The following is an 11,508-nucleotide window of genomic DNA, read 5'->3' as shown; positions in this document are numbered from 1 at the left end:
GTGGGGTGGCAACGGATCATTGCGCTCTGTACGCTCCGTTGACTGCAATAGCGCGGAGATTGTGTCGATCGTGTAACGAAAATGCGTCTCCGGTTGCGGGAGCATTGTGCGAATGGGGGGTGTACCGAAATGACATCGGTCCCGGCCAACCCAGGCCAGCAGGGGGCGGAGGACGAGGTCGAGCCATCGGTCCTGCGCAGGGCGGTCGCCGCGTCGGCGATCGGTAATGCGACGGAATGGTTCGACTACGGCATCTACGCGTACCTGACGGTCGAGCTCACGAACGCGTTCTTCCCGGGCGAACTGGGCTATCTCGGAACGCTGCTCGGCTTCGCGATCTCGTTCATCCTGCGACCGCTCGGCGGCTTCGTGTGGGGCCCGCTGGGCGACCGGATCGGCAGGCAGCGCGTCCTGTCGATGACGATCATCCTGATGGGTATCGCGACGTTCCTGATCGGCGTCATCCCGTCGTACGAGACGATCGGCTGGGCGGCCCCGGCGCTGCTGTTCCTGCTGCGCATCGTCCAGGGCTTCTCCACCGGCGGTGAGTACGGCGGCGCGGCCACCTTCATGGCGGAGTACGCCCCGGACAAGAAGCGCGGCTTCTGGGGCAGCTTCCTGGAGTTCGGCACGCTGGCCGGCTTCACGCTGGCCGTGCTGGTCGTGTTCGGCCTCGAGACCGCCATCGGCGAGCAGGCCATGCTCGACTACGGCTGGCGGATCCCGTTCATGATCGCGCTCCCGCTGGCGATGATCGGTCTCTACATCCGGACCAAGCTCGAGGACACCCCGGTGTTCCGGGAGCTCGAGGAGGCCGGCGAGTCCGAGTCGGCGGCGACCGGGGCGCTGAAGGACCTCATCGTCCTACTGGCAGCCGATCCTCGCGCTGTTCGGCCTGGTCATCGCGCTGAACGTCATCAACTACACGCTGCTGACGTACATGCCGACCTACCTGCAGACCACGATCGGGATGGACTCGGCGAGCGCCGACACCCTGGCCGTCGTCGGGCAGGCGATCATGATGCTGCTGATCCCGTTCGCGGGTGCCCTGTCCGACCGGATCGGGCGCAAACCGTGCTGGGGGATATCCCTGGTCGGCATCTTCGTCCTCGCCATCCCGATGTACATGCTGATGGCGCAGGGTCTGGCCTGGGCGATCGTCGGGTTCACCGTACTCGGCCTGATCTACCTGCTGCAGCTGGGGACGATCTCGGCGACCTTCCCGGCGATGTTCCCGACGCACGTCCGGTTCGCCGGGATGGCCATCTCCTACAACGTCGCGACGGCCGCGTTCGGCGGTACCGCGCCGCTGGTCAATGAGAGCGTGGTCGAGGCGACCGGCGACGTGCTGTTCCCGGCGTACTACATGATGGGCGCCTGCCTGATCGGCATGCTCGCCCTGTACTTCGTCATCGAGACGAAGGGCGTGTCGATCAAGGGCCGGGACGTCCCCGGTCTCGCCGAGCAGCAGGCGAAGCTGGCGGGGAAGGGCAGCTCCTGACCCGTCCCGCACGACTCACCGGGCCCGTCTCCGCAGGTCGGAGGCGGGCCCGTCGTCGTGTCAGCTCCGCGCGGCCCAGCCGAGCGGCAGCGCGGTGAGCCCGTCGGCGGACGAGATCCACGACCAGGCCCAGCGCACGGCGCCGCCCTCGGCGGTGACCCGGACCCGCCGGTACTCCGGGCCCTCGTAGGCGTCGAGCGACGGCAGCGCCGCGACCGGGTCGGCGAGCTCGACGACGTAGCCCGGGACACCGGGGCCACCGTCCAGGGTGAGCGCCGGGTACCCGTGCCCGGTGTCGGAGACCGAGCCCGACGGCAGGAACCCGGGCTGCGGCAGGACCTCCGGCGCGGCGTGCTCCCGGATCAGCGGCCAGGCGCGCTGCCCGGGCATCAGGGACCCGTAGACGAACACCCGCGCCGGCCAGCCGTCCGGGTGCGGGACGCCGTCGACGGTCGCCGCGTCCAGCCCGTCGTCGCCGGGGGTGCCGGACAGCGTCCGGGCGGCGTCCTGGCCGAGCGACGAGCACCGCACCGGGGCCCCGTCCACCAGCAGCGGACGCCGGTCGGTGCGCTCGTCCCCGGTGGGCGCGACGGGTGCGACGTAGGCGTACGGACGGTCCAGCGTGCCGTCACCGTCGACGAGGACGACGCCGCCGGTCGCGACCCGGGCGAGCCGGTACCGCGGCGGGTCGGCCGACCGCCCCTCGACGACGTCGAGCGCGGTGAACTGCTCCGGAGCCGCCAGCCAGACGGCGTGTTCCTCGACGACACCCGGGACCGCGGCGAGCGTGGCCGGGCGCTGGTCGTCGACCACCCGGTACCCGGCCGACCAGACCGCGGCCAGGCCCTCCGTCCGCACCCGCAGGACGACGACCGGCCCGGCCAGCCCGCGCTCGGCGCGCGTCCAGGAGATCTTCGACGGGTTCGCGTTCGAGCCGTAGGCGAGGACCGGCACCCGCCCCGCGCACGGCGGCGCGCCCCGGCCGGCCAGCCACTCGTCGAGGCACCGGTCCTCGACCCGCCACCCCGACGGGCACGCAGGGTCCGCCGTGAGCGGGAACGAACACCCCTGGTCGTGGACGTACGACGCGTCGGGCCGGGTGCCCGGGTACGGGTCCGCGGGGAACGCGGAGTCCGGCCACGGGGGTGAAGTGTCCGGTTCCATGCGGAGGGACCGTAGATCAACAGAGGTGCCGGTGTCGCGCCGGCGCAGTTCGCACGGGTCCGCGCTCCTCGCACGGGATCGGTTCTGCTGCGAGCGACGGGTTCCCGTGCGAGGTGCAGGACGGAGCCGGGACGGAGCAGGGGGTCACCCGGGTGCGGTGACTCCCTCCGGTACGGCGATCCCGTAGCCCCGGATCTTGCGGTAGATCGTCGCCCGGCTCATCCCGAGCCGCCGGGCCGCCTCGGCCTTGTTCCCGTCGGCATCGAGCAGCGCGTCGACGATGGCGTCGCACTCGATCGACTCCAGCGGCGTCAGCACCCGGCGGGTCAGTGCCCGCGCCTCCGGCGGGAGGTCCTCGATCCGGATCGTCCCGGTCCGCCGGCGCGCCACGACCTTGCGCAGCACCTGGTAGAGCTGCTCGACGTTGCCCGGCCAGCGGTTGCGCATCAGGACCCGCAGCGCCTCCGGCGAGCAGCTCAGGTCGCTGCCGCGGGTCAGCCGGGCCAGCAGGTACGGCACCAGCTCGGCGACGTCCTCGACGTGGTGACGCAGCGGCGGCACCTCGATCGTGCGGGGGAAGGCCCGCAGCAGCGCGGTCAGCTCGGGGCTCTCCGAGACGCCGTCCGCGCCCGGCCCGCGGGTGGCCACCACCCACGGGCGCTCGTGGCAGGTCGACTCCCGCTGCGGTTCCAGGAGGTCGGTCAGCGCCGTCGCCGCGGCCGGCGGCAGCTTGTCGATGTCGCGGAGCACCAGGGTCCCGCTGCGGCCCGCCAGCTCGTCGGACACCTCGGCGAGCCAGCGCGGGGAGCAGTCGGCGGCGTCGAGGACGCGCACGTGCCCGGCGGGGGAGTGCAGGTGGTGGGTGGCCCGGGCGAGCGTCGTCCGGCCGGAGCCTGGCTCGCCCTGCAGCACGACCCACTCGTTGGTGCGGAAGTGCCGGTCCACGGCCTGCGCACACTTGGTCCACAGCGCCCCGGCCCCGACGGCGGTGGGCAGCGCGGTGGTGATGGTCGGTGTCCCCGGCGTCCGTGACGAGGTCTCCCGGTGGGTCAGCGTCACCTGGAGCACCCCGCCGGCCGATCCCGGTTCGGCCCAGCTCGGGCGGCACTGCACCCGGGCGGTCACGCCGCTGGGGAGGTCCACCACCAGCTGCCGGGAGCGTCCGGTGCGCAGGGCGTCGGTGGCGTCGGCGAGCAGCGGCACCTGGTCGCCGGGGGCGATGAGCTCCCGGGCCCGGTCGTTCATCATCACCAGGTCGTCGCCGACGGCGAGCACCGGTGAGTTCCCGGCGCGCTGCACCGCGACGAGGTAGTCGTGCAGCAGGGTCAGTTCGTGCCGTCCGGAGGCGGCGAGCAGCGCCTCCTCGATCCGCCGGGCGGTGGTGGACGCGGTGGCCATCATCAGGGCGTTCGCCTCCCGCCGCCAGCAGGTCAGGTCGACCACACCGAGGATCTTGCCGGTGATCGGGTGCCGGATCGGCGCGCCCGCGCAGGCCAGGTCCTCGAGGTGCTCCACGAAGTGCTCGTGCCCGAACACCGCGGTCGGACGGCGCCCCTCGAGGGCCGTCCCGATGCCGTTCGTGCCGACGTGCCGTTCGGCGTAGGAGAAACCGGGCGCCAGCCACACCCGGTCGAGGTGCTGGCCCAGCGCGGAGTCCCCGGTCCGCCGGTCGAGCACGACGCCGTCGGAGTCGCAGAGGATGAGGCTGACCGGCTCGGTGGTGAACTGGTCGCACAGCTCGGTCACGATCGGCCGGGCCGCCCTGGTCAGGGGGCTGTCCGTCTCGCGGTCGAGCTCCGGCAGGTCGATGGCGTCGTACGGCACGGCCATGTCCCGCGACCGGATCCACGAGGCGAGGATCGGCGGCCGGACGACGTCGGCGCCGACGTCGTCGCTGTGCAGGAAGGCGTCGCGCGCGGCCGCGATGCGCTCCGCCGCGGTCGTCGACGTCGCCGACGCGGCCAGGAGATCGTTCATCGGGTCGTCCGCGGGGCGCCGTGGGCCCGGTGGACCGGCGGTTCCGGTACCGCCCCGCACGCCGTCGGGCAGGGATGTCACGCGTGGCCTCCTCGCCGTGCGTCGAGATCGGGAACCACACCCGTCGTCCGGTGCCTGAGCAGCGGTGACCTGCTCCGGACGATCGTGTGACGGCGACGGTACGCGCCGTGAGAGGAAGATCACCAGACGTGGCGGCGCGGCAGCGTCTCATATTGAGACCTCTGTCGCCGTACGGACCCGGTGTGATTCGCAGCACGGGACGACCGGCGATGAGCCGCGGGATCCACTCGCGAACCTCCGGCCGGCGCTCCCGCGACCGATCTCCACCCGGGGCACCCGCGTTCGCCCCGAGGTCCGGCGGTCGGGCGAGGTGGACCGCACGGCACGCACTCTCCCCGCTCGGCGGGGACCCGCGGAGGACGTGTGACGGCGGCCCACCGGACGACGCGCGACCAGCACGGACCGAATCCGACCACCACCCACCACTGTGAGGAGACGACGTGAGTCGGCAGAGCTTGGCGAAGGCGCACCAGAAGATCCAGGAGCTCTCCTGGGAGCCGCAGTACCACGAGCCGTACATGAAGTACGGAACCGACTACACCTTCAAGAAGGCGCAGAAGAAGGACCCGCTGAAGCAGGTCCTGCGCTCGTACTTCCCGATGGAGGAGGAGAAGGACCACCGCGTCTACGGTGCCCAGGACGGCGCCATCCGCGGCAACATGTTCCGGCAGGTGCAGGAGCGCTGGCTGGAGTGGCAGAAGCTCTTCCTGTCGATCATCCCGTTGCCGGAGATCTCGGCGGCGCGCTCGATGCCGATGCTGTTCCACGTGGTTCCGAACCCGGAGCTGCACAACGGCCAGGCGATCCAGATGATCGACGAGGTTCGGCACAGCACGATCCAGCAGAACCTCAAGCGCCTGTACATGAACAACTACATCGACCCGGCGGGGTTCAACAACTCGCTGCGGAACTTCCAGTCGGACTACTGCGGCACCATCGGCCGCCAGTTCGCCGAGGGGTTCATCACCGGTGACGCGATCACCGCGGCGTCGATCTACCTGACCATCGTCGCGGAGACGGCGTTCACGAACACGCTGTTCGTGGCGATGCCGGCAGAAGCCGCGGCGAACGGCGACTACCTGTTGCCGACGGTCTTCCACTCGGTGCAGTCCGACGAGTCCCGGCACATCTCGAACGGCTACGCCACGCTGCTGATGGCGCTGTCGGACGAGGACAACCGCCAGCTGCTCGAGCGGGACCTGCGCTACGCGTGGTGGAACAACCACCGCGTCGTCGACGCCGCGATCGGCACCTTCATCGAGTACGGCACGAAGGACCGCCGCAAGGACCGCGAGTCCTACGCGGAGATGTGGCGCCGCTGGATCTACGACGACTACTACCGCTCGTACCTCCTGCCGCTCGAGAAGTACGGCCTCGTCATCCCGCACGACCTGGTCGAGGAGTCCTGGAACCAGATCTGGAACAAGGGCTACGTCCACGAGGTCGCGCAGTTCTTCGCCACCGGCTGGTGCGCCAACTACTGGCGGATCGACGGCATGACCGACGAGGACTTCGAGTGGTTCGAGTACAAGTACCCGGGCTGGTACGACCGCTACGGCAAGTGGTGGGAGAACTACAACCGCCTCGCCAAGCCGAACGGTCACCACGCGATCGTCGCCGAGGACGTCGACTACGTGTACCCGCACCGCTGCTGGACCTGCATGGTCCCGTGCCTGGTGCGTGAGGACATGGTCGTCGACAAGGTGGACGGCCAGTGGCGCACGTACTGCCACGAGGTCTGCCGCTGGACCGACGCCGAGGCGTTCCGCCCCGTGTACCAGGGTCGCGAGACCCCGAACATGGGCAAGCTCGTCGGCCACCGCGAGTGGGAGACGCTGTACCACGGCTGGAACTGGGCCGACGTCGTCCAGGACATGGGCTTCGTCCGCGACGACGGCAAGACGCTGACGGCCCAGCCGCACCTGGACCTGGATCCGAAGAAGATGTGGACCCTGGACCACATGCGGCGGATGCCGCACCTGGCGAGCCCGAACGTGATCCTCAACGAGATGAGCGACTCGGAGCGCGAGGCCTTCGCGGCGGACTACAACCGCCAGGGCCCCGCGGGCCGGCCCGCGCCCACCGACGCCTGAGCGCGGGTCAGGCGAGGGGGGAGGGCTCCCGTCACGCCATGACGGGGCCCTCTTCCCGCGGCCCGGCCGGGAGGTCGTCTTCCCGGCCGGGTCACCCCGCCCGTCCTGCCCGGGCACCGGGGACCCGTGTGTCCCTATCTGTCCGATTCGTCGCTTTTACCACGTCGGTCGTGCGGCGGTCCCGCTCCGCGGGAGCGCCAGAGAGGTGATGTGAAGACCGTGGGTGACAAACACGTCGTGCGGTTCGAACCGGTCGGCATCGAGATCGAGGTCGACGAGGACCAGACCATCCTCCGGGCGGCCGCCGAGCAGGGCGTCCAGCTCATGCACGGCTGCAAGGAGGGGCAGTGCTCCGCCTGCAAGTCGTTCGTCCTCGAGGGCGAGGACATCGAGTACGACAGCTACTCGACGTTCGCGCTCCCCGACTACGAGAAGGAGGAGGGCTCCACCCTGCTCTGCCGGGCGCACGCGTACGAGGACCTGGTGATCGAGCTCCTCAACTACGACGAGGAGATCATCCGGTCCGGCCTGCCGCTCACGAAGGGCACCGTGGAGGTCGTCTCGATCGAGCCGGTCACCCACGACATGCGCCACCTCACGGTGAAGCTGGTGGAGCCCGCCGAGATCAAGTTCTTCCCCGGCCAGTACATGGACTTCGTCGTGCCCGGCACGGAGGAGACCCGCTCGTTCTCGATGGCGAACGTCCCCAACCGGGACGGCCTGCTCGAGTTCGTCGTCAAGATCTACCCGGACGGCCTGTTCTCCGAGTACCTCGACACGCAGCTCCAGGTGGGCGACACGCTCGAGGTCGAAGCCCCGTTCGGGACGTTCACCCTGCGGCAGAACCGCAACTCCCCGCTGATCTTCGTCGGCGGCGGGGCCGGCATGGCGCCGGTGCTGGGGCTGCTGCGGGCGATGGCGGAGGGCGGGGTCGAGCGGCGCGCCACCTTCTACTACGGCGCGCGGACGGTGCGTGACCTGTGCTTCGAGAAGGAGCTCGCCGCGCTGTCGCCCCAGCTCACCGACTTCCGTTTCGTGCCAGCGCTGTCCGAGCCGGAGGACGCCGGCAGCGCGGAGTGGGACGGGGAGACCGGACTCATCACCGACGTGGTCCGGAAACACGAGGCCGACCTGAAGGGAGTCGATGCCTACGTCTGCGGACCGCCGCCGATGGTCGACGCGGCGATCGCGACGCTCACCCAGCTGGGCGTGAGCGAGCAGAACATCTTCTACGACAGGTTCACCACCACCGGTGAGCAGGAAGGCGACGGATCCTGATGACGACACAGCCGGAGACGCGCAGCGTTCCCAAGCCCGTCTTCACCGACGCGGAGGCCGGGGCGCGGGAGTTCCCGGACTCGAGCTCGAGCGCGCGCCACTACAACTACTACAACCCCGCCAAGCGCAAGCAGACCCTGTACGAGGACACCACCGTCGAGGTCCAGCCGGACCCGCGGCACTACCTCGCCCAGGGCTGGATCTACGGGTTCGCCAACGGTGAGGGCGGCTACCCGCTGCACTGGACCAAGCTGAAGGCCTGGGGCGTCGACGAGCCCGAGCCGCAGCGCGGGATCGGGACCGGCGGCCTGCACGTCAAGAACTGGCCGGCCCACGGCTGGCACGAGTTCCGGGATCCGAACGAGGAATGGGAGCAGTCCCTCTACCGGTACAACGCGAACGTCGTCCGCCAGCTCACCCAGAACATCGAGAACGCCCGCAACGCGAAGGCGTTCGAGCTCTGGAACCCGAACTGGGCCCGGTTCGTCGAGCGCAACGTCGGCGCCTGGATGCACATCGAGCACGTACTCGGCCTGTACGTCTTCGCGTCCAACGAGCGGTCCGCGCCGACCAACATGCACAACACGGCGCTGGCCGCCAACTCCACCCGCAAGATCCGGTTCGCCCAGGACCTCGCGCTCTACAACCTGACCCTCTCCGAGGAGATCGACGGTTTCGACGGCTCCGCACACCTCGACGCGTGGGACAACGCGCCGGAGTGGCAGGGCGCCCGCAAGCTGACCGAGGCGCTCACCGCGGTGCAGGACGACTGGGGCGAGGCGATCTTCGCGACCAACTGCGTCTTCGAGCCGCTGGTCGGGGAGCTGTTCCGGTCGAACCTCGTGATGCAGTCCGCGGCCACCAACGGCGACTTCGTCACGCCGACCGTCATGGGTGCCGGCGAGTACGACTACGCCCAGCGCGACCTGCGCTGGACGGTCGCCTGCTTCGCACCGCTGAACCAGGACCGCGAGTTCGCCGAGCACAACCGCGGACTCATGAGCGGATGGCTGCGGACGTACGTCCCGCAGGCGCTGGAGGCCGCACGGACGATGCAGCCGATGTGGTCCCAGTCCGACTCGAAGCCGCCGACGTTCGAGGACTCCCTCGACCGGGCGAAGAACCGCTTCGCCGGGATCTGCGCCGATCTCGGTCTCGACGTCCCCGAGGAGCTGAAGCAGTGACCAGCACCGACAGCCCGTTCAAGCAGGACAGCACCGCCTCGAACATGTGCGGCTTCACGCTGATGAACAACCAGATCGGCTCGGTGATCGCGACCGTCCTGGACCGTCAGGACAACGTGACCGTGCAGCACCTGCCCTCGATGATCCGCGTCGACGGCAAGGGCAAGTTCGAGGTCGACTACGCCGAGATGGACGAGGAGGCCGGCCACGAGGACGGCTGGTTCGACGCGGCCGAGTTCGAGGAGAACATGTCGACCCACTACGGGCGCATGGTCCACCTCGACGACAAGACGATCATGTTCGCCAATCCCGAGGACGCCGCCGAGTACATCGACTTCGACCTGAAGCCCGTGTACTGACGCCCGGCCGTTCGTCCACCACGACGCCGTACCGCCCGGGGCTGATGGCGCAGCGACCCGGTGCGGGCCCCACCACACACCCGAGCCGGCTCGGGCGGTGCGGCGCCGCTCACGTTGATCCGCACCCGCGCACTGGACCAACTTTCTCCGGGAGGACTCCCACCATGGCCAAGGAACTCCGCTTCGGTGCCGAGGGCCGGCACCTGCTGCAGGCCGGCGTCGACCAGCTCGCCGAAGCCGTCAAGAGCACGCTCGGTCCCAAGGGACGCAACGTCATCCTGGAGAAGATCACGGGCTCGCCCGAGGTCACGAACGACGGCGTGACCATCGCCCGCGAGATCCACCTGCGCGACCCGTTCGAGAACATGGGCGCCCAGCTGCTCAAGGAAGCGGCGGTGAAGACCAACGACACCGTCGGCGACGGCACGACGACCGCGACCGTCATCGCGCAGGCCATGGTCCGCGAGGGCATGGGCGCGATCGAGCGCGGCGGCAACCCCGTCCTGGTCAAGCGGGGCATCGACCTCGCCGTCGGGGCACTGGTGGAGCGGCTGCAGGCCGTCTCGCACCCGGTGAGCTCCGAGGAGGAGTACGCCCGCGTCGCCGCCATCTCCGCCAACGACGACTGGTCGATCGGCAACGTCGTCGCGCGGGCGCTCCACACCGTCGGCGACGACGGCGTGGTGACCGTCGACGACGCCCCGATCCCGGGCGTCACGGTCTCGTTCGTCGAGGACTTCGAGTTCGACAACGGGTACGTGTCGCCCTACATGGTGACCAACCCCGGCACCCTCGAGGCGATCGTCGACGACCCCTACATCCTCTTCTCCGCGGAGAAGATCAAGGACGTCCAGCAGATCATGCCGGTGCTGGACCGGATCATGCGCAACGAGCGCCGGCCGCTGGTCGTCGTCGCCGAGACCGTCGAGGGCACCGCACTCCAGATGCTGGTGCACAACCACGTCAACGGGCACTTCCAGGCCGTCGCGATCAAGGCGCCCGGGTTCGGGGAGAAGCGCATCCACCTGCTCGAGGACATGGCCTCGCTGTGCGGGGGCAAGGTGCACTCCAAGAGCTCGTCGTTCTCGCTGGAGCAGATCGACATCGAGCACCTCGGCCGCGCCTCGCAGGTTCGGGTGACCAGTGAGAGCACCACCTTCATCGGCGGGAAGGGCGACCGGGGCGCGCTGGAGAACCGGCTGGCCCAGCTCCGTGCCGAGCTCGCCAGGGCCACCATCGGCACCGACGAGGACTTCTTCTCCGACCGGATCGCCCGGCTCTCCGGCAAGGCCGCCATCATCTCGGTGGGCGCTCCGACGAACGCCGAGACCCGCGAGATCCGGCACCGTGTCGACGACTCGCTGCAGGCCACCCGGGCCGCGGTCGCCGAGGGCATCGTCGCGGGCGGCGGTGCGGCACTGCTGCACGCCGAGCCGGCGCTCGACGCCCTCGACGTCACCGGGGACTACCGGCTCGGCGTCGAGATCGTCCGGCACGCGCTGTCCGAGCCGGTGCACCTCATCGCGTCCAACGCCGGCTACGACGGCGACGACGTCGTCAAGCAGGTCACCGCGATGGCCTCCGACGACGGGTTCGACGCGCTGGAGGGCCGCTTCGGGAACATGGTCGAGCTGGGGATCATCGACCCGCTCCGGGTGGTCCGCTCCGCCCTGCAGAACGGGGCGTCGGTGGCCGGCCTGATCCTCACCACCAACTCGCTGGTGGCCGAGGAGCAGACGCCGTGGAACAAGGCGCTCATGACGGAGTTCGGCCAGCTGGACGAGGGCATCCCGCAGCCCGACCCGGACTCGAGCACACCGCAGTCGATGGGCCTCGGACCGTCGGTGGGCTGACCCCGGCATACGACGACG

At 69.9% G+C, this 11,508-nt stretch carries 8 protein-coding genes and 1 pseudogene; 7 read left to right on the top strand and 2 right to left on the bottom strand.

Translation table 11 applies throughout. The annotated features are described in order from the left end of the window. Positions 1–81: 81 nt before the first annotated feature. Both AD017_RS36995 and AD017_RS36990 read left to right on the top strand, forming a co-directional pair. Positions 82–777 (top strand): annotated as a pseudogene (locus AD017_RS36995) (MFS transporter); the annotation flags it as partial. Between the two features lie 100 nt (positions 778–877). Beyond that, positions 878–1,501 (top strand): MFS transporter, encoded by a 624-nt coding sequence (locus AD017_RS36990; protein WP_369822004.1) that lies wholly within the window; start codon positions 878–880, stop codon positions 1,499–1,501. Between the two features lie 60 nt (positions 1,502–1,561). Here the strand turns inward: AD017_RS36990 and AD017_RS10495 are convergent, their stop codons facing one another. Continuing rightward, positions 1,562–2,665: a gamma-glutamylcyclotransferase family protein gene (locus AD017_RS10495; protein WP_060574099.1), complete on the bottom strand. Its 1,104-nt coding sequence runs from the start codon at positions 2,663–2,665 to the stop codon at positions 1,562–1,564. A 144-nt stretch (positions 2,666–2,809) separates the two neighbouring features. Further along, positions 2,810–4,642 (bottom strand): sigma-54-dependent Fis family transcriptional regulator, encoded by a 1,833-nt coding sequence (locus AD017_RS10490; RefSeq protein ID WP_010242500.1) that lies wholly within the window; start codon positions 4,640–4,642, stop codon positions 2,810–2,812. A gap of 536 nt (positions 4,643–5,178) precedes the next feature. On the opposite strand from AD017_RS10490, the gene AD017_RS10485 reads away from it, so the two are divergent. From AD017_RS10485 to groL, 5 genes are all read left to right on the top strand, one after another. Continuing rightward, the gene (locus AD017_RS10485) at positions 5,179–6,816 is read left to right on the top strand and encodes a methane monooxygenase (protein WP_010242498.1); all 1,638 of its coding nucleotides are present in this window, start codon (positions 5,179–5,181) and stop codon (positions 6,814–6,816) included. Between the two features lie 219 nt (positions 6,817–7,035). After that, entirely contained in the window at positions 7,036–8,094 is a 1,059-nt protein-coding gene (locus tag AD017_RS10480) for an FAD-binding oxidoreductase (protein ID WP_029240048.1), read from the top strand. Beyond that, a complete protein-coding gene (locus AD017_RS10475; RefSeq protein WP_060574098.1) occupies positions 8,094–9,278 on the top strand; it encodes a toluene hydroxylase in 1,185 nt (394 codons plus the stop codon). Before AD017_RS10480 ends, AD017_RS10475 begins: the two co-directional genes overlap by 1 nt. 44 nt (positions 9,279–9,322) lie before the next feature. Then, the gene (gene mimD / locus AD017_RS10470; protein WP_050802567.1) at positions 9,323–9,637 is read left to right on the top strand and encodes a propane 2-monooxygenase effector subunit MimD; all 315 of its coding nucleotides are present in this window, start codon (positions 9,323–9,325) and stop codon (positions 9,635–9,637) included. Positions 9,638–9,801: 164 nt separating this feature from the next. Then, positions 9,802–11,490 (top strand): chaperonin GroEL, encoded by a 1,689-nt coding sequence (gene groL, locus AD017_RS10465; RefSeq protein ID WP_010242490.1) that lies wholly within the window; start codon positions 9,802–9,804, stop codon positions 11,488–11,490. Positions 11,491–11,508 lie beyond the last annotated feature (18 nt).

It is taken from the genome of Pseudonocardia sp. EC080619-01 (assembly GCF_001420995.1).
In the GTDB taxonomy this organism is placed as follows: Bacteria; Actinomycetota; Actinomycetes; order Mycobacteriales; family Pseudonocardiaceae; genus Pseudonocardia.
This window is presented reverse-complemented; position numbering and strand designations above follow the sequence as displayed.